The sequence below is a fragment of the Geodermatophilus sabuli genome (assembly GCF_010686765.1).
GTDB classification, from domain to species: domain Bacteria; phylum Actinomycetota; class Actinomycetes; order Mycobacteriales; family Geodermatophilaceae; genus Geodermatophilus; species Geodermatophilus sabuli_A.
This window is the reverse complement of the sequence record NZ_JAAGWF010000008.1, coordinates 291,369-315,104: the sequence shown is the minus strand read 5'-3', so window position 1 is coordinate 315,104 and position 23,736 is coordinate 291,369. Positions and strand designations below refer to the sequence as shown.

The 23,736-nt window shown below is 75.4% G+C and carries 24 protein-coding genes; 15 read left to right on the top strand and 9 right to left on the bottom strand.

The genetic code is table 11. From position 1 onward, the window contains the following. The first annotated feature begins 36 nt into the window (after positions 1-36). The 3 genes from GCU56_RS08380 (at position 37) to GCU56_RS08370 (ending at position 1,779) form a co-directional block, all read left to right on the top strand. Entirely contained in the window at positions 37-891 is an 855-nt protein-coding gene (locus tag GCU56_RS08380; RefSeq protein ID WP_163481058.1) for an SDR family oxidoreductase, read from the top strand. A gap of 44 nt (positions 892-935) precedes the next feature. Beyond that, positions 936-1,160 (top strand): SDR family NAD(P)-dependent oxidoreductase, encoded by a 225-nt coding sequence (locus GCU56_RS24550; protein ID WP_204331660.1) that lies wholly within the window; start codon positions 936-938, stop codon positions 1,158-1,160. Positions 1,161-1,242: 82 nt separating this feature from the next. Further along, positions 1,243-1,779, top strand: a complete 537-nt coding sequence (locus tag GCU56_RS08370) for an ATP-binding protein (protein WP_163481056.1) — start codon at positions 1,243-1,245, stop codon at positions 1,777-1,779. Between the two features lie 240 nt (positions 1,780-2,019). Here GCU56_RS08370 and ychF read toward each other — a convergent pair whose 3' ends face one another. Genes ychF through GCU56_RS08355 form a run of 3 tightly spaced genes read right to left on the bottom strand, consistent with a single transcriptional unit; the run spans position 2,020 to position 5,569 of the window. Then, on the bottom strand, positions 2,020-3,093 hold the full coding sequence (gene ychF, locus GCU56_RS08365) for a redox-regulated ATPase YchF (protein WP_163481055.1): 1,074 nt from the start codon (positions 3,091-3,093) through the stop codon (positions 2,020-2,022). Positions 3,094-3,117: 24 nt separating this feature from the next. After that, positions 3,118-4,287, bottom strand: coding sequence for an HNH endonuclease signature motif containing protein (locus GCU56_RS08360; protein ID WP_163481053.1), 1,170 nt, complete (start codon positions 4,285-4,287; stop codon positions 3,118-3,120). A 49-nt stretch (positions 4,288-4,336) separates the two neighbouring features. After that, complete coding sequence (locus GCU56_RS08355; protein ID WP_204331659.1) at positions 4,337-5,569, bottom strand: MFS transporter; 1,233 nt, start codon at positions 5,567-5,569, stop codon at positions 4,337-4,339. A gap of 57 nt (positions 5,570-5,626) precedes the next feature. Here GCU56_RS08355 and GCU56_RS25095 point away from each other — a divergent pair, with 57 nt between their 5' ends. Further along, positions 5,627-6,589, top strand: a complete 963-nt coding sequence (locus GCU56_RS25095; protein WP_163481051.1) for a helix-turn-helix domain-containing protein — start codon at positions 5,627-5,629, stop codon at positions 6,587-6,589. Between the two features lie 12 nt (positions 6,590-6,601). Here the strand turns inward: GCU56_RS25095 and GCU56_RS08345 are convergent, their stop codons facing one another. The 4 genes from GCU56_RS08345 to GCU56_RS08330 are packed head-to-tail and all read right to left on the bottom strand — an operon-like array spanning position 6,602 to position 10,216. Beyond that, a complete protein-coding gene (locus GCU56_RS08345) occupies positions 6,602-7,231 on the bottom strand; it encodes a response regulator (RefSeq protein WP_163481048.1) in 630 nt (209 codons plus the stop codon). Beyond that, complete coding sequence (locus GCU56_RS08340; RefSeq protein WP_163481047.1) at positions 7,228-8,466, bottom strand: histidine kinase; 1,239 nt, start codon at positions 8,464-8,466, stop codon at positions 7,228-7,230. The genes GCU56_RS08345 and GCU56_RS08340 overlap by 4 nt, the downstream gene beginning before the upstream one ends. Next, positions 8,463-9,314 carry an ABC transporter permease gene (locus tag GCU56_RS08335; protein WP_163481045.1) on the bottom strand — a complete coding sequence of 284 codons (852 nt, stop codon included), beginning with the start codon at positions 9,312-9,314 and terminating at the stop codon, positions 8,463-8,465. Before GCU56_RS08335 ends, GCU56_RS08340 begins: the two co-directional genes overlap by 4 nt. Then, a complete protein-coding gene (locus GCU56_RS08330) occupies positions 9,311-10,216 on the bottom strand; it encodes an ABC transporter ATP-binding protein (RefSeq protein ID WP_163481044.1) in 906 nt (301 codons plus the stop codon). The genes GCU56_RS08335 and GCU56_RS08330 overlap by 4 nt, the downstream gene beginning before the upstream one ends. A gap of 181 nt (positions 10,217-10,397) precedes the next feature. Between GCU56_RS08330 and GCU56_RS08325 the strand changes: the two genes are divergently transcribed. The 6 genes from GCU56_RS08325 (at position 10,398) to GCU56_RS08300 (ending at position 17,177) form a co-directional block, all read left to right on the top strand. After that, entirely contained in the window at positions 10,398-11,219 is an 822-nt protein-coding gene (locus GCU56_RS08325; RefSeq protein ID WP_163481042.1) for an alpha/beta fold hydrolase, read from the top strand. Positions 11,220-11,258: 39 nt separating this feature from the next. Then, positions 11,259-12,131, top strand: coding sequence for an alpha/beta hydrolase (locus tag GCU56_RS08320; protein ID WP_163481041.1), 873 nt, complete (start codon positions 11,259-11,261; stop codon positions 12,129-12,131). Further along, positions 12,128-12,916 carry an MBL fold metallo-hydrolase gene (locus GCU56_RS08315; protein ID WP_163481039.1) on the top strand — a complete coding sequence of 263 codons (789 nt, stop codon included), beginning with the start codon at positions 12,128-12,130 and terminating at the stop codon, positions 12,914-12,916. Before GCU56_RS08320 ends, GCU56_RS08315 begins: the two co-directional genes overlap by 4 nt. A gap of 86 nt (positions 12,917-13,002) precedes the next feature. Next, a complete protein-coding gene (locus tag GCU56_RS08310) occupies positions 13,003-13,959 on the top strand; it encodes a helix-turn-helix domain-containing protein (protein WP_163481037.1) in 957 nt (318 codons plus the stop codon). Positions 13,960-14,074: 115 nt separating this feature from the next. Further along, positions 14,075-16,849, top strand: coding sequence for an AAA family ATPase (locus tag GCU56_RS08305; RefSeq protein WP_204331657.1), 2,775 nt, complete (start codon positions 14,075-14,077; stop codon positions 16,847-16,849). Positions 16,850-16,964: 115 nt separating this feature from the next. Further along, a complete protein-coding gene (locus tag GCU56_RS08300) occupies positions 16,965-17,177 on the top strand; it encodes a hypothetical protein (RefSeq protein WP_163481035.1) in 213 nt (70 codons plus the stop codon). A 56-nt stretch (positions 17,178-17,233) separates the two neighbouring features. Here GCU56_RS08300 and GCU56_RS08295 read toward each other — a convergent pair whose 3' ends face one another. Beyond that, entirely contained in the window at positions 17,234-18,061 is an 828-nt protein-coding gene (locus GCU56_RS08295) for an ABC transporter permease (RefSeq protein ID WP_163481033.1), read from the bottom strand. Beyond that, positions 18,058-19,014 carry an ABC transporter ATP-binding protein gene (locus tag GCU56_RS08290; protein WP_163481243.1) on the bottom strand — a complete coding sequence of 319 codons (957 nt, stop codon included), beginning with the start codon at positions 19,012-19,014 and terminating at the stop codon, positions 18,058-18,060. Before GCU56_RS08290 ends, GCU56_RS08295 begins: the two co-directional genes overlap by 4 nt. 108 nt (positions 19,015-19,122) lie before the next feature. Here GCU56_RS08290 and GCU56_RS08285 point away from each other — a divergent pair, with 108 nt between their 5' ends. The 5 genes from GCU56_RS08285 (at position 19,123) to GCU56_RS08265 (ending at position 23,531) form a co-directional block, all read left to right on the top strand. Further along, complete coding sequence (locus tag GCU56_RS08285; protein WP_163481032.1) at positions 19,123-19,923, top strand: TetR/AcrR family transcriptional regulator; 801 nt, start codon at positions 19,123-19,125, stop codon at positions 19,921-19,923. A 9-nt stretch (positions 19,924-19,932) separates the two neighbouring features. Beyond that, positions 19,933-20,232, top strand: a complete 300-nt coding sequence (locus GCU56_RS08280) for a hypothetical protein (RefSeq protein ID WP_163481030.1) — start codon at positions 19,933-19,935, stop codon at positions 20,230-20,232. Positions 20,233-20,304: 72 nt separating this feature from the next. After that, positions 20,305-21,795 (top strand): AlkA N-terminal domain-containing protein, encoded by a 1,491-nt coding sequence (locus GCU56_RS08275; RefSeq protein WP_163481029.1) that lies wholly within the window; start codon positions 20,305-20,307, stop codon positions 21,793-21,795. Then, positions 21,792-22,313, top strand: a complete 522-nt coding sequence (locus GCU56_RS08270) for a methylated-DNA--[protein]-cysteine S-methyltransferase (protein ID WP_163481028.1) — start codon at positions 21,792-21,794, stop codon at positions 22,311-22,313. Before GCU56_RS08275 ends, GCU56_RS08270 begins: the two co-directional genes overlap by 4 nt. 129 nt (positions 22,314-22,442) lie before the next feature. Next, positions 22,443-23,531: a DNA recombination protein RmuC gene (locus tag GCU56_RS08265; RefSeq protein WP_163481027.1), complete on the top strand. Its 1,089-nt coding sequence runs from the start codon at positions 22,443-22,445 to the stop codon at positions 23,529-23,531. Positions 23,532-23,736 lie beyond the last annotated feature (205 nt).

Here is a 23,736-nt window from a genome sequence, read left to right as displayed (position 1 = left end):
CCACCCGCTCGTTCGAGACCGAGGGACTGCACTCACATGACTGACAAGAAGTTCTGGCTCGTCACCGGCGCCGGCCGGGGCATGGGCATCGACATCGCCCGCGCCGCTCTGGATGCCGGGCACGGGGTCGTGGCCACCGGCCGCGACCCCGACCGGGTCACCGCGGCGCTCGGTACGCACGAGGATCTGCTGGCCGTCGCCCTGGACGTCACTGACCCCGCCAGCGTCGCCGCCGCGGTCGACGCCGCCGTGCAGCGGTTCGGTCGGATCGACGTCCTGGTCAACAACGCGGGCAACTTCTACGCGGGCTTCTTCGAGGAGATCACCTCCGAGGACTTCCGGGCCCAGATCGAGACCAACCTGTTCGGCCCGCTGAACGTCACCCGCGCCGTGCTGCCGGTCATGCGCGCCCAGCGCTCCGGACTCGTGGTGACCTTCAGCTCCTCAGCCGGCATCACCGGGGGCGAGTTCACCTCCGCCTACGCCGCGTCGAAGTTCGCCCTGGAGGGCTGGAGTGAGTCGCTGACGCCGGAGGTCGCGCCCTACGGCATCGGCACGATGCTGGTCGAGCCCGGCTTCTTCCGCACCGAACTGCTCACCGAGGACTCCACCCGCTACCCGGAGCCGACGATCGACGACTACGCCGAGCGCACCCGGCAGACCGTCACCGCCTGGCGCGGCATGAACGGCCAGCAGAGCGGCGACCCCGTCAAGCTCGCTCGCGCCCTGGTCGAGCTCACCGACTCCGACGAGCCGCCGCTGCGCTGGGCCGCCGGCGCCGATGCCATCGCCGCCTTCGAGCAGAAGGCACAGCAGCTGCTCGACCAGGCCGACGCCCACCGCGACCTGTCCAGCTCGCTGGTGCACGACGGCGCCCCCGCCAACGCCTGACCCGGCACCGCCCACTCGACCATCTGCAGGAGGCGACCACACCCATGACCTCGAAGCTGACCGGCACCGTCGCCCTCGTCACCGGCGCGAGCAGCGGCATCGGCGAAGCCACGGCCCGCCACCTGGCCGCACACGGCGCGGCTGTCGCACTCGTGGCCCGCCGAAAGGAGAACTGCCACCACTGGGTGCGTTGGACCAAGACTGGGCGGTGCACCGCAGGCGGCCGCAGACCAGACAGGGACAGGTGCAGCCAGACCAGTTTTCCGTGACGGCGGCGGGGTAGCACCCCAGTATCGGAACCAGTCGTTCCATCTGGTGCCGCGCCGACCTCAACGTTCTGGGAAGACGGCCGTGAGCGCGTACAGCAACTCCCCTTCGGTCAGCGCGACAACAGCTGACGAGCAAACCGTCTCGGACGAGCCGCCAGAGAACCCCACCGGCGCCGACTCCCCAGTGAACAGGGAGCCATCCCCGGACGACCGGCGCGAGGCTTGGCGCCTTCCTTCCGTTCTGATTTCCGTCCGCGTGATGCGCCAGCGGCTGCGCGACTGCCTCCGCAGGAAGACTGCGTTGTCTCACGACGAGACCGAGGACCTGCTCCTGGCCGCCAGCGAGGCGGCCAACAACGCGGTCGAGCACGCTCAGCAGCCGACGGAACCGTTCTTCGACGTCTCCAGTCACATCGACGACGAACAAGTCACCGTTGTCGTCCAGGATCACGGAGGATGGCAGCAGCCGAGGTCCCCTTCGTACCGAGGACGCGGCCTGGCGATGATGAGGGCCCTGGTCCACACCACTGTCACGACGCGTCCGCACGGAACGACGGTGACAATGCGGAGCCGCTGGCACCGTCGCGGGGCCGAGACCGAGGAGGGTCACCCCTCGTAACAGCCGTGGACACACCGGGCGACGGAGAGGTTCCAGGAGCGGATTGTCCGACGGCCACGTCGGGCCGCTGCGCAAGGCCGGCGTGGAGGTCTTGCCGACCCGAGCGGCGGCCGGCCGCAGGTGGGGGCCGCCCTCGAGGCGGCCGACCCGGTCTTCCGACCGTTCGCCGCACTGTGCGCGTTCGCCGGGCTCCGGCTTGGAGGAGCCCCGCAGGCAGCTGACCGGCAGGAATGGGTCGTGTCACACGTTGAAGCGGAACTCCACGACGTCGCCGTCCTGCATGACGTACTCCTTGCCCTCCATGCGGACCCAGCCCCTCGACTTGGCCTCCTGCATCGACCCCGCCTCGACCAGCTGGTCGTAGGAGACGATCTCGGCCTTGATGAAGCCGCGCTGGAAGTCGGTGTGGATGACGCCGGCCGCCTGCGGGGCGGTTGCCCCCACCGGGATGGTCCAGGCGCGGGCCTCCTTGGGGCCGGCGGTCAGGTAGGTCTGCAGGCCCAGGGTGGCGAAACCGACGCGGGCGAGCTGGTCGAGACCGGGCTCGTCCTGGCCGATCCCGGCCAGCAGCTCGGCAGCCTCCTCGGCGGGCAGCTCGGCGAGCTCCGACTCGATCTTGGCGTCCATGAGGATCGCCTCGGCCGGGGCGACCATGCCGCGCAGCTCCGAGATGAGCTCCTCGTTGCCCAACTCCTCCTCGTCGACGTTGAAGACGTAGAGGAACGGCTTGGTGGTCATGAGACCGAGCTCGCGCAGCGGCGCGGGGTCGATCCCGGCGGCGAAGAGCGTCCTGCCCTCGTCCAGGACCTTCTGCGCATCGACGGCGGCAGCGTGCAGGGCGGAGCGCTCCTTGTCCTTGCGCATCTCCTTCTCCAGCCGCGGGATGGCCTTCTCCAGCGTCTGGAGGTCGGCCAGGAGGAGCTCGGTGTTGATCGTCTCGATGTCGTCGGCGGGGCTGACCTTGCCGTCGACGTGCACCACGTCGGGGTCGGTGAAGACCCGGATCACCTGGCAGATGGCGTCGCTCTCGCGGATGTTGGCCAGGAACTTGTTGCCCAGGCCAGCCCCCTCGGACGCGCCGCGGACGATGCCGGCGATGTCCACGAAGGAGACGGTCGCCGGGATGATCTTCTGCGACCCGAAGATCCCGGCCAGCTTGCCCAGCCGGGGGTCGGGCACCCCCACCACGCCGACGTTCGGCTCGATGGTGGCGAACGGGTAGTTCGCCGCCAGGACGTCGTTCTTGGTCAGCGCGTTGAACAGCGTCGACTTGCCGACATTGGGCAGCCCGACGATGCCGATGGTGAGACTCACGGGAGTCCAGGGTACGGCCCCCGATCAGGCCGCCGGGGCGAGTGCTGGGGGAACGATGACCTCGCTGCCGTCCGGCCGGTACGTCCGCCACGTGCCGGTGGGTTGTCGCTCGACGCGGAAGCCGTGGTGCACCTGGGTGTGGTGACGTTCGCAGAGGAGCGCCGAGTTCTCGAGACTCGTCTCGCCGCCGTCCAGCCAGTGGATCACGTGGTGGACGTCGCACCAGTGGGTCGGGGCTCCGCAGCCGGCGAACACGCAGCAGCCGTCGCGCAGCTCGGCCGCCCGCCGGACGTAGCGGTCGACGAGGCGCTGCTCACGGCCGAGGTCCAGCGGCGCGCCGTCGGGACCGAAGACGACGCGGGAGATGGCCCCGTCGCAGGCCAGCCAGCGCGCGCGGGCCGCCGAGATGGTGGCGCCGAAGCCCATGCGGCCGACGTTCTCGCCGGTGGCCGGGTCGACGAGGTCGGTCAAGGCCACCACCACGGCGACCTGCGGCTTGCGCGAGCGCAGGACCGGCAGGCCGCCGGTTGCCAGCGCGTAGTCGGCGAGCTGCACGAGGCCGTCCCCGAGCCGCTGCGCGCGGGTGCGCTCGTCACCGGCGGGGCGGCCGGCCTGGACGAACGGCTCGAGGGCCGCCTGCAGCCGCTCCCCACCGACCGCGTCCAGGTGCCCGCGGAAGGACAGCGATCCGTCCGCGTGCTTCGACAGGGTGAGCGCCCGCCCTTCCGTGGGGTCGGGCTCCGGTCCGTCGGGCTCCAGGTCGTCGACGTAGCGCTGGACGACCTGGACCAGGTCGGCGTGCGGCTGCTCGACCGCCACCCCGGTGAACACCGCGTCGATCCGCACGAGGTCCACCCCCTGCTCGGCGGCCGCGACCAACCGTTCAGGAGTGACCGCCCGCGCCGCCACCGCCACCTGCTCGGCGGTGACCAGCCCGGCATCGTGCGCCTCCGCCAGCGCCGGCAGGTGTTCCAGCGCCCGGCCGTTGCGCACCAGCCGCGCGGCCTCTGCCGCCGAGACGCGGCAGTGCCCGCGCAACCACGACGTCATCGAAGCCAACCCGTCGCGCTGCGCCGCCTGCTCGTTCTCGGCGGCGCGCACCGACCGCGCCAGCCGGGCGTCCAGCCGGTTCCGCTCCGCCAGCGCGGCGGCCAGGTCATCGAGCGGATCCCCACCCGGCACGCTCGAACACATGTACGAATCCTAGCCGGGAAACGGCTGCCTCTCAAGTCGAAACCGCAGGTCAGGCGCGCGGGCGCCGACGTCCCGCAGCGACGGATCCGGACGTCGTCCGCACCGGTGCGGTCCGGACGCAGGCCGCGACCCGTGCCAGGGGGCGGATGAGCAGCAGCGACACCGCCAGGGACGCCGCAGCGAGCGCCGCCATCGCCGGCGCCACGGAGACGACGTCGGCCAGGGCGCCGGCGAGCACGGCGCCCAGCCCCTGGGCGGTCATCCGCGCCGACGACTCCAGACCCAGCACCTGCCCGCGCAGCTCGGCCGGGCTGACGGCCACCAGCCACTCCTGCTGGGCGAGCGACGCGCCGTAGCCCGCAGTGGCGAGCCCGACCAGCAGGACGGCGACCGGCACAGGCGGCTCGAGCGCGAAGGCCAGGAACGGTGCGGCGAGCAGCAGCCGCAGGGCGGTGTTGGTGCGGCGGCGCCCCTCCGCGGTGAGCACCCGGCCGACCAGCAGGTCACCGGTCATCATGCCGAGCGCAGCGGCCGCGAGCAGCCAGCCGGCCCGGTCCCCGGCGTACGGCACGAACAGTGCCTCGCACCCCACCACCAGCCCGTTGGGCAGGCAGAGCGCGACCAGCAGCGCACGGGTGTGCCGACCGCGGAGCAGGGCGCGGTTGCCCCGCCAGGTCTCGCGCGGTCCTACGCGCGCGGTGCGCCGCGCCGGTCGCTCGGGCAGCCCGAACCGCAGCACCGGGACGGCGAGCAACGACACCCCGGCCGCGACCGCGAACACCTGCGCAGCGGTGAGGACGGCGAGCAGCAGCCCGCTGGTGGCGAAGCCCAGGACCTGGAACGCGCCCACCGCGACGTTCATCGCCGACCGGCCCAGGGCGAAGCCGTCGGCCGGGACGATCTCGGCCAGCAGCCCCCACCGGGCACCCGCACCGATCGACGCCACGTAGGCCGCGCCGAGCACGAGCAGCAGCCGCTCCGGCACGCCGAGACCGGGGATCGTCTGCAGGCAGAGCGCGGCTGCCGTGCCCGCCCCGACCAGCAGCAGCGTGCGCCGCGGCGGGCTCGCGTCGGCCGCCGCCATCAGCGTCGTCGCGCCGAGCACCTGCGCCAGGGACGGGCCGGACATCGCCACCGCGGCGAGCAGCGCTGACCCGGTCTGCCGGTGGACGACGGTGGCGAGCGCGAGGCTCGACATCGTCGACGCGATCGTGGTGAGAGCGCTGCTGGTCCACAGCGCCCGGAACTCCGGGAGCGCCGCCAAGGCCCGGTAGGTCCGCATGCCGCAACGGTCGGCGACGGGCGCTGCCACACCCACTGTTTCGGCTACGGTCGAAAGGTGGGCGAGTTCATCGTGGACGCCGACGTCCTGGCGCGCACCCGTTTCGGCACCTCGCAGCTGACCGAGACCCTGGCCGGGATCGCGATCCTCCGGCATCGGCAGGTCCAGCCGTGGCACCTCGCCTGGCGCGATGCCCACGTCGCCGCGTTCGAGGCCCGGCTCGCCGACGACCCGGTGGGCGCGGCGCTGCTCCGGGCCGCCTTCGGACCGTCGTGGACCGCCGACTTCCTCACCGTCCCCCCGGCCGCCCCCGACCTCGGCCTGGAGCAGGAGCTGGGCTACCTCGAGTCGCTGGACGACGACCGCATCCGTGCCGACCTCGAGTTCGCCACCGGCCCCCTCCCCCGTGAGCTGACCGCCGGCGGCCTCGCGCACACGGCGGCGCAGCTGCTGCGCTGGACCTGGGAGTGCACCATCCGCGCCGAGTGGGACCGGCGGCTGCGGGTTCTGCGCGCCGACGTCGTCTCGCGGATCGCCCGGCTGGGCAGCGAGGGCTGGTCGGGCGCGCTCGACGGCATCGCCCCGGGCGTCCGCTGGCTCGCCAACGGGCGGCTGCAGGTCAACGCCCACCCGTACCCGCCCCGCGACATCCGGGGCAGCGACCTGATGCTCCTCGCCGCGCACAGCCGGCGCAGCTGGGTGAGCTGGCACCTCCCCGACCGGTACGCCGTCGTCTACCCGGTCACCGGCGTCCTCGCCGCCGGCCCCGCGCCGCTCCCCGAGCCACTGGTCCGCCTCCTCGGCCGGAGCCGTGCCCGGGTCCTCACCCGCCTCGGCACCCCGCGGAGCACCAGCGCGCTCACCGCCGAGACCGGGCTCCCCCTCGGCAGCGCCGGCGGGCACCTGCGGGTGCTGCTCGACGCCGGCCTGGTGGAGCGGCGCCGGTCGGGGCGCGAGGTCCTCTACTGGCGCAGCCCGACCGGCCAGGCGCTGGTCGACGCCTCTGCCGACGCGCCGTGAGCTGCGGCCCGCTCAGCCGGGCGGGGGCAGCAGGCCGCGCTGGACGGCGACCATCACCGCCCGCGTCCGGTCGTCGACGCCGAGCTTGGCGAACACCCGCAGCAGATGGGTCTTGACCGTCGCCTCGCCGATGAACAGCTCCCGGCCGATCTCGGCGTTGGTCAGCCCGCGGGCCACGCCGGCCAGCACCTCGAGCTCGCGCGCCGTCGGCGCCTCCGCCGCGGGCGCCCGCAGGTGCGACACCAGCCGCGCGGCCACCGGCGGCGCCAGCACCGTCTCCCCCCGCGCGGCCGCCCGGACCGCGTCGGCCAGCTGCGGCAGCGGCGCGTCCTTGAGCAGGTAGCCGGTCGCCCCGGCCGCGACCGCCCGCACGATGTCGGCGTCGGTGTCGTAGGTCGTCAGCACCAGCACGCGGACGCCGGGACGCGTCGCCGACAGCCGCTCGATCGCCGTCACGCCGTCCATCCGCGGCATCCGCAGGTCCATGAGGACGACGTCCGGCTCGAGCGCGGCCACCAGCGCCAGCGCCTCCTGCCCGTCGCCGGCCTCCCCCACCACGTCGAGGTCCGGTTGCGCGGCCAGCCACCCCACCAGCCCGCCCCGCACGACGGGGTGGTCGTCCACCACCAGCACGGTGATCACGAGCCGGGCACCCGCACCGTCACCCGTGTCCCGGCCCCAGGCGCCGACGCGACGTCCACCGATCCGCCCACCTGCTCCACCCGTCCGCGCAGGCCCTCGAGCCCGGCGCCCCGCGCCGCGGCCGGGTCGAAGCCGACGCCGTCGTCCTCCACGTGCACGGACACCTGCCCGGCCACCCGCGACAACCGCACCACCACCGCCGTCGCGTCCGCGTGCCGGCGCACGTTGGTCAGGGCCTCCTGCGCCCCGCGCAGCAGCACCACCTCCTCGTCGCGGCGCAACTCCGCCCCCTCGCCGAGGGCGGCGGTGTCCACCCGGACCGGCAGGCCGGTCTCCCGGGCGAACCGCGACGCCAGCCGCTCCAGTGCCTCGACCAGGGTGGAGTCCTCCAGCCCGACCGGACGGAACGCGGCCACCACCGCCCGCGCCTCGGCGAGGTTGTCGCGGGCGACCTCCTCGATGAGGGCCAGCCGGTCCCGGACGGCCGGCGGGTCGGTCGCCAGCTGGGCCGCCGCGGTCTGCGCCAGGACGACGATGCTCGTGTAGCCCTGCGCCAGGGTGTCGTGCACCTCGCGGGCCAGCCGCTCCCGCTCGGCCAGCGCCCCGCGTTCGCGCTCGGCGGTGGCCAGCTCCGCGCGGGTGGCCTCCAGCTGCTCGATCAGCTGCGCCCGCTGCCCGCTCTGGTGCAGCACCCGGCTGACCCACAACCCGAGCGCCAGGCTGAAGAACAGGCCGATCACCGTCTCCTGCAGGATCTCGGCGGTCGTCCGGCCGCCCGCCGTGGTGGCGATCGGGCCGGCCGCGCTGGCCACGGCCAGGAGCACCGTCCAGGCCACGCCGACCGACGTCCCCTGCACGACGAACCACACCTGCGGGTAGGCCAGGAAGAGCATGAACAGCAGCGAGGGGGCCAGCCAGCCGATCGCGGCGAAGCCGGCCACGACCACCGTCAGGTGCACCACCGCCTGGACCGGGCGGCTGCTGCTGATCGCCGGCCCGCCGGCCACGGCGTAGGACACCGCCAGCACACCGAGGACGACGAGCGTGGGACCGCGGTTGCCGCCGTCCACCGCGTCGCCGCTCACCGTCGACAGCACCGCCAGCGCCCACACCGCCGCCGAGATCACGTGCATCCCGACGACGGTGGTCCGCCACCCGCGCTCGGACAGCGGCGAACCGCCGTCCTCCTCCCTCTCGGGGACGAGGACGGCGGTCCAGCGACGCAGCGAGGTCACTCCCCCCGCCGCCAGCGGAACGTCCGTGCGCACACCACGGCGCCGATGATCACCCATGCGACCAGGACCAGGGCAGTCCTCCCGTGCTCCCACGTGCCCGCCGCCTCCATGGCGGCCGCCGAGTCCGGCAGGAACACCGACCGCATGCCCTGCACCATCCACTTGAGCGGGAACACCGCCGCGATCTGGTCCATCCAGGCCGGCAGGTCGGAGTCGATGAAGAACACGCCGGAGAGGAACTGGAGGACGACGGCGAACGCGGGGATCCCGGTACCGGCGGCGCGGGCGCTGCCGATGAACGACGTCACCGCGATGCCCATCACCGTGCCGGCGAGGATGCCCAGCACGACCACCCAGGCGAAGGTCAGCCACCGGCCGGGCTCGGTGGGCAGCGGGACGTCGTAGGCCAGCGCCGCCACCCCCAGCAGCACGGCCAGCTGCGCGACGGTGGTGACGAGCACCTGACCGGCCTTGCCGATCCCGTAGGCCAGGGGCGGCGTCCCCAGGGTCTGCAGCCGGGCCAGGTCACCGCGCTCCCGCTCCTCGGTGATCGCGGTGCCGACCGCCTGGAAGCTGGTCAGCATGACGCCGGTCGCGGCGATGCCCGCGAGGAAGTACTGGCGGAAGTCGACCCCGGGCAGGACCTCCTCGCCGCCGAAGACGGAGCCGAAGATCACCAGCATGATCACCGGGTAGGCGAAGGAGAACACGACCTGCCCGGAGTCACGGGCGAACAGCCGCAGCTCCAGGCCGATGCGGGACCGGCCGATGGCGGCTGCCGAGGGCAGCGCCGGGCGGGCGGTGGTGCCGGGTGCGGTGGTCGTGCGCGGTGCGGTGGTGGCGGTCATCGGGTCTCCCTCTCCGGGGTGGCGACCAGCCGGAGGTAGACGTCCTCCAGGCCGGGGCGGGTGACGGACAGGTCGGGGACCTCCCCGAACGGGTCGGCGGCGAGCAGGTCGCGCAGCAGCGCGCCGGGGGCGGAGGTGACCACCTCGCGGGGAGCGTCCCCCTCGGTCCACCGGACGGTGACCTCCCGGCGCAGGTCGCCACCGAGGTCGGCGGGCGGACCCACCTCGACCAGCCGGCCGGCGGTGATGACGCCGACCCGGTCGGCCAGGTGCGCGGCCTCGTCCAGGTAGTGGGTGGTCAGCAGGACGGTCGTGCCGCGGGTCCGCAGGCCCTCCACCAGCGTCCAGAACTGTCGCCGCGCGACGGGGTCCATCCCCGTCGTGGGCTCGTCGAGGAACAGCAGCTCGGGCCGGCCCTGCACGCCGAGGGCCACCTCCAGCCGGCGGCGCTGGCCCCCGGAGAGCTTGTCGACCCGCCGCGACGCGGCCTCGGTCAGCCCGACGTCGGCCAGCAGCTCGCCCGTCGGGACCGGCGCCGCGTGGTAGTGCGTGTAGTGGTCGAGGGTCTCGCGGACCGTCAGGGCGTTGCCGGCGCCGGTGGTCTGCCCGACCACGCCGATCCGGTCCCGCCAGCGCCGCCCGCCGGTCGCCGGGTCCTCGCCCAGCACGGTCACCTCCCCGGCGTCGCGGCGGCGGACCCCCTCCAGGATCTCGACGGTCGTCGTCTTGCCCGCCCCGTTGGGCCCGAGCAGCGCGAACACCTCACCGCGCCGCACCTCGAGGTCGATGCCGTCGACGACCGCCCGGCCCCCGTACCGCTTGACCAGCCCGCGCACCCGCACGGCCGGTTCCTCGTCGCGCGCCGTCCCGCGGGGGGCCGGCGCCTGCTGGGTCGCTGTCATGGCACGAGCCTGTCGCCGGGCCCGCCGGCCCGGGACCGCCGAACCGGTGGTCCGCCGTCCACCGGTCGGTGGACGCCGGCAGTCGACCGGACGGAGCGCGTGCAGTCACGTGACTGATGCCCGGCGCACCGCGCTCGGGCCAGGGTCGGACGGGTCCCGACCGACCCGCAGGAGGCACTCGATGGCCATGTTCACCACGACGGACGGCACCTCCCTCTTCTACAAGGACTGGGGCTCCGGGCAGCCGGTCGTCCTCAGCCACGGCTGGCCGCTGAACGCCGACGCCTGGGACGAGCAGCTGTTCGCCATGGCCTCGAACGGCTTCCGCGCCATCGCCCACGACCGCCGGGGGCACGGCCGGTCGAGCCAGCCGTGGGAGGGCAACGACATGGACACCTACGCCGACGACCTGGCCCAGCTGATCGAGCACCTCGACCTGCACGACGTGGTCCTCGTCGGGCACTCCACCGGCGGCGGCGAGGTCACCCGGTACATGGGCCGGCACGGCACGGCCCGCGTGTCGCGGGCGGTCCTGCTCGGCGCCGTCCCACCGCTCCTGATGCGCACCGACGCCAACCCCGAAGGGCTCCCCGTCGAGGCCTTCGACGAGATCCGGGCCGGCGTGCTCGGCGGGCGCTCGGAGTTCTACCGGCAGCTGGCCACCCCGTTCTACGGGGCCGACCGGCCCGGCAGCGAGGTCGCGCAGGGGCAGCTGGACGACTTCTGGCGGATGAGCATGACGGCCGGTCTCAAGGGCGCCCACGACTGCATCCGGGCGTTCTCGGAGACCGACTTCACCCAGGACCTGCACCAGATCGACGTCCCGGTGCTCGTCGCGCACGGCGACGACGACCAGATCGTGCCCTTCGCCAACTCGGCACCGAAGACGGCCGAGCTGCTCAAGGACGCCGAGCTCAGGGTCTACCCCGGCCGGCCGCACGGCCTGACCGGTGCCCACGGTCAGGCGTTCACCGCCGACCTGCTCGCCTTCGCGCGGGCCTGAGCCGGTGTCCACCGTCCACCACCTCCGAGGAGCACTCCGATGACCGACATCCCCGACCCCCGCCCCGTCTCCGACCCCGTACCGGACGCCCCGGACACGATCGTGCTGATCCACGGCTTCTGGGTGACCCCGCGCAGCTGGGAGGAGTGGAAGGCGCGCTACGAGGCCCGCGGCTTCCGCGTCCTGACCCCCGCCTATCCCGGTTTCGAGGCCGAGGTCGAAGCGCTCAACGCCGACCCGACGCCGATCGTGGAGCTGACCGTCCCGGCGATCGTCGAGCGGCTCCGCTCGGTGATCGAGCCCCTCGAGAAGCCGCCGATCCTCATCGGGCACTCGGCCGGCGGCGTCTTCGTCCAGCTGCTGCTCGACCGGGGCTTCGGGGCGGCCGGGGTGGCGATCAACTCCGCGCCCACGGAGGGCGTGAAGGTCCTGCCCCTGTCGCAGCTGCGGTCGACCTTCCCGGCCTTCAAGAGCCCGGCCAACCGGCACAAGGCGATCGGCTTCACCCACGAGCAGTGGCACTACGCCTTCACGAACACGTTCTCCGAGGAGGAGTCCCGGGCGCTGTACGAGCGGTACCACGTGCCCGCCTCCGGCGGCGTCCTGTGGAGCACCGTGCTGGCCAACCTCATGCCCGGTCCGCAGGACGCGGCCGTCGACTACCACAACGACGCCCGCGCGCCGCTGCTCTTCATCGCCGGCGGCGAGGACCACCTGATGCCGCCGAAGGTGCAGTACTCCAACGCCAAGCACTACAAGGCGCCGAACACCGTCACCGAGGTCGTGGAGTACCCCGGCAAGGCGCACCTGCTGCCGGCCCAGGAGGGCTGGGAGGAGATCGCTGACGCCGCGCTGGACTGGGCGCTCGCGCACGCTCGTCCCGCGCGGTCGGAGGTGGCCGGCGCACAGTGAACGGCGTCCGCCTCACCCACGTCGGCGGGCCGACGGTGCTGGTCGAAGCGGCCGGGTGGCGCCTCCTGGTGGACCCGACCTTCGACCCGCCCGGCCGCCGGTACGCCTTCGGCTGGGGCACCGGCTCGCGGAAGACGACCGGGCCGGCGGTCGCGGCCGAAGACGTCCTGCCGGTGGACGCCGTCCTGCTCAGCCACGACCACCACGCCGACAACCTCGACGACGCCGGCCGCGCGCTGCTGCCCGCGGCCGGCGTCGTGGTCACCACGCTCCCCGGGGCGCGGCGGCTGGGCGGGTCGGTGCGCGGACTCGCGCCCTGGGCGACCACGGAGCTGACCGCGCCCGGCCGGCCCACGGTCGTGGTCACCGCGACGCCGGCCCGGCACGGTCCGCGGTTCAGCCGCCCGGTGGCCGGCGCCGTCATCGGGTTCGCGCTGCGCTGGGACGGCCAGGAGCACGGGCAGCTGTGGATCTCCGGCGACACGGTGCTCTTCGGCGGGGTGCGCCAGGTGGCCGAGCGGTTGACCGTGGACGCCGCGCTGCTGCACCTGGGTGGCGTCCGGTTCCCCGTCACCGGGCCCGTCCGGTACTCCATGCGCGGCCGGGACGCCGTCGAGCTCTGCCGGCTGCTGCGCCCCCGGACCGTCGTCCCGGTCCACTACGAGGGCTGGTCGCACTTCCGGGAGGGCCGCGGCCCGGTCGAGCAGGCCTTCGCGGCGGCGCCTCCCGCGCTGCGCCGCGCCGTGCGCTGGCTGCCGGCCGGCGTGCCGGTGGACCTGGACTGAGAGGTCCTTGCGCGCGGGCGCCGGTGGGGACGACGCTGCGGGGGCGGAGAGGGGACGGCGCTGCGGGGGCGGAGAGGGGGACGGCGTTGGGACGCACCGTGGACACCGCGCTGCTCGCCCCGCGGGACCGCGCCGAGGCCGCCCGCACCTTCCTCGACGAGGTGTGGCACCTCCAGGTCGACTTCCAGCACCCCCCGAGCGAGGTCGCCTTCCGGCTGGACATGGACGTCCTCGGCCCGCTCGCCGTCACCCGCACCACCTCCTCCGGCCTGCAGGTGCGCCCGGCCCGGGGACAGGCGCGGCGCGAGCGGCCGCCGGGCATCGCGCTGCTCGTGCACGAGCGCGGGCTGGGCGGCGTCGTCCAGGGCGACCGGGACCAGCTGGTGCGGCCGGGGTCGGTGACCCTGCTCGACCTCGGCGCCCCCTACGCGTTCGGCTGGCGTGACCGCGGACGCTCGCACGCCGTCGTCGTCGACGCCGAGGACCTCGCCCTGCCTGCCGACGTCGTCCGCCGGGCCGTGACCACCGGCCTCCCCCGCAGCCCGCTGACCGATCTCGTGGTCGCGCACGTGGGGCGGCTGCTGCGCGACGTCGAGGCGGTCGCCGCCCTCGACAGCGCCCGGTCGGTCGGCACCGGCACGGTGGACCTGCTCCGCGCCCTGGTCGCCGAGGCCGGCGGCGGCAGCCGGCTGCGGACGGCGACCGCGCAGGACGCGCTGCTGGCGCAGGTGCTGGCCCACGCCCGCCAGCACCTCGGCGATCCCCGACTGGACGCCGCGCGCATCGCCGCGGCCCACCACGTCTCGGTGCGCCGGCTCTACCAGCTGTGCGCCGACTCCGGCATCGGCCTGGCGGAGTGGATCATGGCCGAGCGGCTCGAGCGCGCCCGGCGGGACCTGACCGACCCGGCGAAGGCCGCCTGGACGATCGCCGCGATCGGCCGCCGCTGGGGCTTCCTCGACGCCGGCCACTTCAGCCGCCGGTTCCGGGCCGCCTTCGGCCTGTCCCCGCGCGAGTGGCGCCGGCGCCGACGCGAGGAGTAGCTGCGCCCTGCACGGTCAGCCCACTCCCGTGCACGCTCAGCCGACTCCCGCCTGCGGACCCGGCCTAGCGTCGGGACCAGCAGAACCGGCCGGCGAGCACCGTCGGGAGGCCCGCGTGACCACCGCAACGCCGCCCCGGCTCCGGGTCGCCGAGTGCCCCGTGCCCCGGGAGCCGCGGCTGCTGGGCCGGGAGCCGGAGCTCGCCGTGCTCGACGCCCTGCTCGCCGCGGCCGCCACGGGCAGCGGTGCCACGCTGCTGGTACGTGGCGACGCGGGCATCGGCAAGTCGGCGCTGCTCGAGGAGGCGGGGGTCCGCGCGAGCGCGGCCGGGTTCCGGGTGCTGCGCACCGCAGGGGTGCCCTCGGAGGCGCACCTCCCCTTCGCCGCCCTGCACCACCTGCTCGCCCCGGTGCTCGCGCGGCTCCCGGCGGACGCCCATCCCGAGGTGCGGGCCGCGCTGGGCACCGGCGAGCCGGGGCCACCGATGTTCCGCACCGCGCTGGGCACGCTGGACCTGCTGGCCGACCTGGCCCAGGTGGCTCCCGTGCTGCTGCTCGTCGAGGACGCGCCGTGGCTGGACCGGTCGACCAGCGAGGTGCTCGCCTTCGTCGGCCGCCGGGTGGCCGGCGAACCGATCGCACTGCTGGCCGGCGGCCGGCACGACGTCGGCGCGACCCCGCTGTGCACCGCCGGGCTCGACCAGCTGTCCCTGGCGCCGCTGGAGGACGCCGACGCCCGCGCCCTGCTCGACAGCCGTGCCCCCGGCCTGGCCGGGGACCTGCGGGAGCGGCTGCTCGGCGAGGCGGCGGGCAACCCGCTCGCGCTGGTCGAGCTGCCGCTCGGCCCGGGCCTGGGCGCCCGGCACGCCGTCCCCTCGGCCTGGCTGCCCCTGACCGCCCGGCTCGAGCAGGCCTTCGCCTCGCGCGTGCCCGGGCTGCCGGCCGCCACCCGGGCGCTGCTGCTGGTGGCGGCCCTGGACGACGGCGACCGCCTCGCCGAGGTGCTCGCGGCCGGCACCGCGCTGCTCGGCCACCCGGCCACCCTGGCCGACCTCGAGCCGGCCGCGGGCGCCGGGCTGCTGCGGGTGGACGACGACGCGCGGGTGCGCTTCCGTCACCCCCTCGTCCGGTCCGCCGTCCGGCAGGGCGCGCGGCTGGCCGCCCGGCACGCCGCGCACTCCGCGCTGGCCGACGTCCTCGCCGGGGCGCCACACCGGCAGGTCTGGCACCGCGCGGCAGCCTGCGTCGGACCCGACGAGGACATCGCGGCCGCGCTGGTGACCGCTGCCGGGCGGGCGCACGCGCGCGGCGACGTGCCCGCCGCCGAAGCCGCGCTCGAGCGCGCCGCGCAGCTGACCCCCGATCCTGCGACCCGTGGTGAGCGGCTGCTGGGCGCGGCCCGCCTGGCCGCCGACGCCGGCCGCTCCGCGCGCGTCGCCGAGCTGCTCCGGGACGCCGAGCCCCTCGACCTGCGCCCGGCCGACCGGCTGCAGCTGCTGTGGCTGCGCGAGATCCTGGTCGAGGCCAGCTGGTCGGGCGCCGACAACCTGTCGGCCTTCGTCGACCTGGCCGACCGGATGCAGGCAGCGGGCGACCCCGACCGCGCCCTGGACTCCCTGCTGCTCGTCGCGCTGCGCAGCCACTGGTCCAACCCGCCGCAGGCCGTGCGGGACCGGCTGGTGGGCAGCGCCCGGCGCGCGACGGCCTCCCCGCGCGACCCGCGGCTGCTCGCCGCCCTCGCGCTGGCCGATCCCGTCGGCTGCGGCGACGCCGTCCTCGACGCCCTGGCGGCCGGGTCGCGGGACCCGACCGGGGACGCCGACACCCTCCGTCTGCTCGGCGCGGCCGCCAGCGCGGTCGGCGCCCTCGACACCGCCGTCCGGCTGCACGAGCAGGCCGAGACGCTGCTGCGGGCACAGGGCCGGCTGGGCCTCCTCGCGCAGGAGCTGGTGCACCGGGCGTGGGGCGGTGCCCTGCTCGGCGTCGCGACCACCGCGGCGCCGGCGGCCGACGAGGGGACCCGGCTGGCGGAGGAGACGGGGCAGCCCCGCTGGGCCGCCGTCGCCCGCCTCGCCTCGGGAGCCGTGGCGGCCATCCGCGGGGACGCCGCGCTCGCCGAACACCTCGCGGCCCGCGCCGAGCGGGTGCTGCTGCCCTCGGCCGCGACACCGATGCTGTCCCTGGTCGCCCTCGTCCGAGGACGGGCCGCGCTGTCGGCCGGCCGGCACGCCGAGGCCTACGAGCAGCTGCACACCATCGCCGACCCCGCCTCGCCGACGGCCCACCCGTTCGTGCGCTGGTGGGTGGTCGACGACCTGGTCGACGCCGCGGTGCACAGCGGCCGGGCCAGCGAGGTGGGCCCGCTGCTCGAGGAGCTGGGCGGCCTCGCCGCCACGGTCGGCTCCCCGCTCCTGCGGGCGTCGCTGACCTGCGCCCGGGCGCTGGCGCGCGACGACGGCGACGGGTTCGCCGAGGCGCTGGCGGTGGACCTCTCGGCCTGGCCCTTCCACCGGGCGCGGCTCCTGCTGGCCCACGGCGCCTGGCTGCGCCGCCAGCGGCGGGCGGTCGACTCCCGGGTGCCGCTGCAGGCCGCGCGGGACGCGTTCGAGGCGCTGGGTCTCCCGCCGTGGGCCGACCGCGCCCGCGCGGAGCTCCGCGCGTCCGGTGCCGCGGGCGGACGCCGCCGCCCCGACGCCGCCGACCAGCTGACCCCCCAGGAGCTGCAGATCGCCCAGCTCGCGGCCACGGGCCTGACCAACCGTGAGATCGGCGAGCGGCTGTACCTCTCGCACCGGACCGTCGGCGCGCACCTGTACCGGATCTTCCCCAAGCTCGGGGTGAGTTCCCGGGCGGCGCTACCCGCACAGCTCGGAGCGACGCCCTCGCCGTGAGCGACGACGTGTCCCCCGTCGGAGTGGGGTCCCTGGCCAGCTGTGCCGGGACATCACTACCGTCCGTCATCGCACCGCGGTCGGGGGACCGGCGGGCAGCCAGCAGGGGGAACGCGTGGAGCGAGCGATGTGGGCCGGCCCGGCGACGGTCGTGCTGGTCGTCGGGGGGATGGCCGTCCTGCTGTTCGCGCTGGTGCTGCCCGAGACGCGGCCCTCCGGGCTGGTCTTCGGCACGGGCCTGGTGCTGGTCGGCGCCGTGCTCGACCTGTGCGCCCGCGTCGGTCGGCGACGCGGCGCTCTCCTGGGCTCGGTTGGCCTCTCCCGCTGAACCCCGTCCGTCCGTCCCGCCGAGCCCGCCGGGGCAGCTCCCACCGCCCGGTGCGCTCATGACGACAGCGCCTGGAACCGCCGCACGCTGAGCGTCGCGAACACCACGGTGAGCACGACCGGCCAGCCGACGGCGAGCAACGTCGCGTGCTCGGTCGCCCAGCCGCCACCGGTCCCCACCGGGGCACCGAAGAGGTCACGGACGGCGGTCACCGTGCCGGCCAGCGGGTTCCACTCGGCGACGGTCGCGAGCCAGCCCGGCATCGAGGACGCGGCGACGAACGCGTTGGACAGGAAGGCGAAGGGCCACACCAGGATCTGCACCGCCGTCACCGCGGCCGGATCGCGGGTGAGCAGCCCCAGGTGGATCCCGATCCAGAGGAACGCCAGGCGCAGCAGGAGCAACAACCCGACCGCGGCCAGGGCGGACCCGATGCCGGCCGGTCGCCAGCCGATCGCCAGACCCGCGGCGAGGAGGACCACGAGTCCCACCACCGAGGACGCGAGGTCGGCCAGGCAGCGACCGGCGACCACCGCCGACGGCGCCATGGGCAGGGAGCGGAACCGGTCGGTGATGCCACGCGCCGTGTCGGTGACGACGGCGGTCATCGTGGCCTCCACCCCGAACACCATGGCCAGCGCGAGCATCCCGGGGACCAGGAAGTCGCGGTAGTCACCGCCGCCGGGCACCGCCATGGACCCGCCCAGCAGGTAGACGAACATCAACAGCAGCAGGACGGGGAACAGGGCGTTCACCAGCAGGGCGGCCGGCTGCCGGCGCCAGTGCGCGGCATCCCGGCCGGCGACGGTCAGCGCGTCGGTGACCGCCCAGCGCAGGCGCGCGCCGACGGTGGTCTCCCCGGCCGGGTGCGTCGCCGCGGTCACGCCGGCACCTCCGTCCGGGTGCGGTCGGCACCGGTGATCCGCAGATAGGCCTCGTCGAGGGTGGTGGGCCGCAGCACGACGTCGTCCACCTCGATGCCGGCCTCGTCCAGCGCACGCACGACGGCACCCACGACCCCGGGGCGCCGCGACACCGGCACCGTGACACGCACCCCGTCGGCCGCCGGCGCACCCGGCGGACCACCCGCCGCCCGCTCGGCCAGCCGCGCGGCCTCGGCCGCCCGGGCCGGATCGCCCACCACGAGTTCCAGCCGGTCCCCGCCGATCGCGGCGGTCAGCTCGCGCGGCGTGCCGCGGGCGACGACCCGGCCACCGTCGAGCACGCAGACGTCGTCGGCCAGCTGCTCGGCCTCCTCCAGGTACTGGGTGGTGAGGAGGACCGTCGTCCCGCCCGCGACCAGCGCGCGGACGGTGTCCCAGACGTCGCGGCGACCGGCCGGGTCCAGCCCCGTCGTCGGCTCGTCCAGGAAGAGCACCTCGGGAGCCAGGACCAGGCCCGCGGCGACGTCCAGCCGCCGGCGCATGCCGCCGGAGAACTGCCGGACCGGCTTGGCCCCGGTGCCGGCCAGCCCGACCTGCTCGAGCAGCTCGTCGGCCCGGGCCCGGGCGGTCCGGCGGTCCAGGTGGTGCAGCCGGGCGAACAGCACGAGGTTCTGCCGGGCGCCGAGGAGGTCGTCGACCGCGGGTTGCTGCCCGACGAGACCGAACCGTCGCCGCGCGGCCCGGGGGTGGCGGAGGACGTCCACGCCGGCGACGTGCACCCGGCCCGCGTCCGGCCGGGTCAGCGTCGTCAGGACGCGGACCGCCGTCGTCTTGCCCGCCCCGTTCGGGCCCAGCAGGGCGCAGACCGATCCGCGCGCCACCTGCAGGTCCACGCCGTCCAGCACCACCGTCGTCCCGTAGGTCTTGGTGAGCCCCGCCACCTCGATCGCCATCGTCACGCCGTCCTCCGTACGCTGTACGTCATCACCGAGGGGCAACAACGTACGCCGTACGGAGATGGTTCCGCCAGTGTGCGACCCGGCATGCTGGAGAGTGAGGACATGGCCACGGAGTTCACCGGCACCGGCGATCCGGCGCGCAGCATGGCGCTGCTCTGGCGCACGCCGCCGGGCGCCGACTCCCGGCCGGGCCCGAAGACGACCCTGGACGTCGACCGGATCGTGGCGGCCGCCGTCGCGCTGGCCGACGCCGACGGGCTGTCCGCGCTGTCGATGCGCCGGGTGGCCGCGGAGCTGGGGGTGGCCGCGATGACCCTGTACACGCACGTCCCGGGCAAGGGAGAGCTGCTCGACCTCATGCTCGACGCCGTGCTCGGCGAACTCCACCCCGACGAGCGGCTGCTCACCGCGGGTCCCTGGCGGGCCCGCCTGGAGGCCCTCGCCCGGGCCAACTGGGACTTCTTCCTCCGGCACCCCTGGGCGCTGCACGTGTCCACCGGCCGTCCCCCGCTCGGGCCGGGGCTGATGCGCAAGTACGAGCTGGAACTGCGGGCCGTCGACGGGCTGGGCCTGCCCGAGGTCCAGATGGACCTGCTGGTCACGCTGGTCAACGGCTTCGTGCGCGGCACGGTCGGCGGGGTGCACGAGAAGGCCGCCGCGGAGCGGGTGACCGGCATCAGCGAGGACCAGTGGTGGGCCGCGACCGAGCCCTACGTCGCCCAGGTGTTCGACGCCGAGCGGTTCCCGACCGCGGCCCGGGTCGGCCCGGTCGCCGGCGAGGAACTCGGCGCCTACGACCCGCGGAGGTCGTTCGAGTTCGGGCTGGCGCGACTGCTCGACGGGATCGGGGTCCTCGTCGACACGGGACCTGCAGGACTGTCCGCAGGCGGGACGCCGACCTAGCCTTCCCGGGTGGCCGACAACGACCTGCAGCGACTCGTCCAGCGGCGGCTGCTCGAACTGGACGCGACCGCGGACGAGGCGTCGCGGCGGTCGCGGTGGGCGATCGCGCCCGAGACCATCACCCGGATCGCGTCCGGCGGACACTCGGGCCTGATCAGCGAACGGCTGGCCGGCGCCCTCGCGCATGCGCTCGACGTCCCGGAGAACCGGGTCCGGCGGGCGGCCGGGTTGCCGCTCGTGGAGGACGCGCGCGCCGACGTCCGCACCGGCCCGCACCTGCGCGTGGTCCGCGACGACGGCCGGATGTGAGCGGGTCCGGCGACTGACGGCCCCGTCCGAAAACCGCCAGTCCAGGCCCCTCGGGGGTGTCATGCTCGGTGCGTGAGCCGGCTCCTGGACCCCGAACGCTGCTACCGCGCGGTGACCAGCCGCGACGCCCGGTTCGACGGCTGGTTCTTCACCGCCGTGGCCACCACCGGCATCTACTGCCGCCCCTCCTGCCCGGCGCGCACACCGCTGGCGCGCAACGTCAGCTTCTTCTCGACCGCCGCGGCCGCCCAGGGCGCCGGGTACCGCGCCTGCCGCCGCTGCCGGCCCGACGCCGTCCCCGGCTCTCCGGAGTGGGACGTCCGGGCCGACGTCGTCGCCCGCGCCATGCGGCTGATCGGCGACGGCGAGGTGGAGCGTGGCGGCGTTCCGGGCCTGGCCGCGCGGCTCGGGTACTCCGAGCGTCAGCTGCACCGGCTGCTGGTCGACGAGCTCGGTGTCGGCCCGCTCGCCCTCGCCCGCGCCCAGCGCGCCCAGACCGCCCGGCTGCTGATCGAGACCACCGACCTGCCGATGGCCGACGTCGCCTTCGCCGCCGGGTTCGCCAGCATCCGGCAGTTCAACGACACGGTGCGCGAGGTCTTCGCGCTCACTCCCACCGAGCTGCGCCGTGCCGCGCCCGGTGCCACCCGCGGCGGGCCACCCGGCGAGCTCACCCTCCGGCTGGCCGCGCGCGCTCCCTACGACGGGGCGGAGGTGCTGCTCTTCCTGGGGGCGCACGCCGTCCCCGGCCTCGAGGAATGGGACGGGACGACGTTCGCCCGCGTGCTGGACCTGCCGCACGGGCCGGCGGTGGTGCGCCTGTCCCCCAGCCCCGACGGGGGTGCCGCGGTCACCGCCCGGCTGCGGCTGACCGCCCTGCGCGACCTGGGCGTCGCGGTGGCCCGCTGCCGCCGGATGCTCGACCTCGACGCCGACCCGGCGGCGGTGGACGACGTCCTCGGCGCCGACCCGGCCCTGGCCGCTCTCGTCGCCGCCGCCCCCGGCTGCCGGGTGCCCGCCTCCCCGGACGCCGACGAGCTCGCGGTGCGCGCGGTGCTCGGCCAGCAGGTCTCGGTGGCCGGCGCCCGCACGCTCACCGGGCGGCTGCTCCGCGCCGTCGGCACCCCGCTGGCCGAGCCGGTGGGCACGCTGACCCACGCCTTCCCCCGCCCCGCCGCGCTCGCCGACGCCGACCTCTCGGCCGTCGGGCTGACCGGCGCCCGCAGCCGCACGGTGACCGCACTGGCCGCCGCGCTCGACGCCGGCCGGGTCAGCCTCGACGCCGGGGCGGACCGGGAGACGGCGGTCGCGTCGCTGCGCGCGGTGCCGGGCATCGGGCCCTGGACGGCGTCGCTCGTGGCGCTGCGCGGGCTGGCCGACCCCGACGTCTGGCTGCCCGGCGACCTCGCCCTGCGCCGGTCCCTGGCCACGCTCGGCAGCTCGGACACCGACGCCGCGACCCGGTGGCGGCCGTGGCGGTCCTACGCCGTCCTGCACCTGTGGGCGCTCGCCGTCCCCAGCCTCTTCACCCGGCACCCCCTCCCCGATCGGAGCGCCTCATGACCGCCTCGCCCGCCCGCTTCGCCACCGTCGACACACCGCCGGGCCCGTTCACCGTCGTCGTCGGGCCCGACGACGTCGTCCTCGCGTCCGGCTGGACCGCCGACGTCAGCGAGCTGCTGCCGGTCGTGCACCGCGCGCTGCGGCCCACCTGGGTCGAGGCGGCCGAGCACCTCCCCGCGCTGGACAAGGTGGCGGAGTTCGTCGCCGGCGACGTCACCGCCATCGACGGCGTGCCGGTCCGGCAGCGGTCCGGGCCCTTCCTCGAGGACGCCTGGGAGGTGCTGCGCACGGTGCCGGCCGGCGAGCCGGACACCTACGCCGCGTTCGCCGCCCGCTGCGGCCGGCCGGCGGCGGTGCGGGCGGCGGCCAACGCCTGTGCCCGGAACGCCGCGGCCCTCTTCGTCCCCTGCCACCGGGTGCTCGGCTCGGACGGCGGCCTGGGCGGCTTCCGCTGGGGGACGCCGGTGAAGCGGTGGCTGCTCGACCACGAGGCCGCGCACGCCCCCGTCCCCGCCTGACGCAGGAGCCCTCGCCTCGGCCGGCGGCCCGGCCTGCGTGGCCGCGTCGGCCGTCCGCGGTCCGGCCGTCGTGGCCACTCTGGCCGGGTTGCCGGGAAGTGTCGGTGACCTGAGGCAGGCTCGCCGACCATGGATGCCGCTTCCCTGCTCACCGGTCTCCTCCTGGGCGCCCTGCTGGCCACGGCCGTCACCCTCGGCGTCGTCGCGCTGCTGGCCCGCCGCCGGCCCGCCGACGAGGGGCTGGAACCGGTGCACGAGTCGCTGGACCACCTGCACCGCCTGCTGGCCACGATCGAGCGGGCCCGGGCGACCGCCCACGGTGAGCTGCGGGAGCAGATGGGGAGCGTGGGGCAGGCCTCCTCCATGCTGCGGCAGGAGACCGCCGCCCTGGTGACGGCGCTGCGCACCCCGCACGTACGCGGCCGCTGGGGGGAGGTGCAGCTGCGCCGGGTGGTCGAGGTGGCCGGCCTGCTCGAGCACTGCGACTTCGTCGAGCAGCCCAGCGGGACCAACGACGCCGGCGCCGGCGTCCGCCCCGACCTGGTGGTGACGCTCGCCGACGGGCGGCAGGTGGTGGTCGACGCGAAGGTGCCCTTCGCCGGCTACATCGAGGCGGTGCAGGCGGACGACGTCGGCGTGCGCGCGGAGCGCATCGCCGTGCACGCCCGGCAGTTGCGCACCCACGTCGACCAGCTCGCCGCCCGCCGCTACCCGACGGCGTTCCGTCCCGCCGCGCCGTTCACCGTGCTGTTCGTCCCCTCCGACGGGTTCCTCACCACCGCCCTGGAGGCCGAGCCCGGGCTGCTGGAGTACGGCTTCGCCCGCGACGTCGTGCTGGCCACGCCCAGCACGCTGCTGGCCCTGTTGCGCACCGTCGCCTACTCGTGGCGGCAGGAGCGGCTGGCCCGCGACGCCGACCAGGTGCTGGAGGTCGGACGGCGGCTGCACGCCCGACTCACCACGCTGTCGGGTCACCTCACCCGCCTCGGCTCGGCGCTGTCCTCGGCGATGGGCCGCTACAACGAGACGGTGGGTTCCTACGAGAGCTCGGTGCTGGTGGCCGCCCGCCGCTTCGACGACCTGGGCGTCGCCGAGACGCCGGTGCCGACCCCACAGCCGCTGGAGGCGACGATCCGCACGCTGCGTCCGGCGGAGCTGCCGCTGCCCGGCGACCGGGACCGCGACGTCGCCGGGGACCGCGACGGCACCACCGGCTGAGTCGCCCGGTCCACCACACCCTGCCGTCGCGCACGTACCGCTCCGTCACAGCCGCCCCGGCCGTACCACCGGATGACCGACGACCGCTGACGGTTTGGCACTTCTGCACAGCGCGCGTCGGCATCGTCCTCCCGGCGCGGCACAGCTCCCGTCGCTACCGTGATCTGCGAGAGGATGCCCCTCCCGGGGGCGGATCCGACGGGAC

What these genes read in the sequence shown, in the direction of transcription:
- GCU56_RS08325 (WP_163481042.1), top strand. Translation starts at nt 10,398, where the DNA reads ATGGCCATGTTCACCACGACGGACGGCACCTCCCTCTTCTACAAGGAC.
- GCU56_RS08270 (WP_163481028.1), top strand. Translation starts at nt 21,792, where the DNA reads ATGACCGCCTCGCCCGCCCGCTTCGCCACCGTCGACACACCGCCGGGC.
- GCU56_RS08290 (WP_163481243.1), bottom strand. Translation starts at nt 19,014, where the DNA reads ATGGCGATCGAGGTGGCGGGGCTCACCAAGACCTACGGGACGACGGTG.
- GCU56_RS08360 (WP_163481053.1), bottom strand. Translation starts at nt 4,287, where the DNA reads ATGTGTTCGAGCGTGCCGGGTGGGGATCCGCTCGATGACCTGGCCGCC.
- GCU56_RS08285 (WP_163481032.1), top strand. Translation starts at nt 19,123, where the DNA reads ATGGCCACGGAGTTCACCGGCACCGGCGATCCGGCGCGCAGCATGGCG.
- GCU56_RS08335 (WP_163481045.1), bottom strand. Translation starts at nt 9,314, where the DNA reads ATGACCGCCACCACCGCACCGCGCACGACCACCGCACCCGGCACCACC.
- GCU56_RS08320 (WP_163481041.1), top strand. Translation starts at nt 11,259, where the DNA reads ATGACCGACATCCCCGACCCCCGCCCCGTCTCCGACCCCGTACCGGAC.
- GCU56_RS08265 (WP_163481027.1), top strand. Translation starts at nt 22,443, where the DNA reads ATGGATGCCGCTTCCCTGCTCACCGGTCTCCTCCTGGGCGCCCTGCTG.
- GCU56_RS08380 (WP_163481058.1), top strand. Translation starts at nt 37, where the DNA reads ATGACTGACAAGAAGTTCTGGCTCGTCACCGGCGCCGGCCGGGGCATG.
- GCU56_RS08355 (WP_204331659.1), bottom strand. Translation starts at nt 5,569, where the DNA reads ATGCGGACCTACCGGGCCTTGGCGGCGCTCCCGGAGTTCCGGGCGCTG.
- GCU56_RS24550 (WP_204331660.1), top strand. Translation starts at nt 936, where the DNA reads ATGACCTCGAAGCTGACCGGCACCGTCGCCCTCGTCACCGGCGCGAGC.
- GCU56_RS08330 (WP_163481044.1), bottom strand. Translation starts at nt 10,216, where the DNA reads ATGACAGCGACCCAGCAGGCGCCGGCCCCCCGCGGGACGGCGCGCGAC.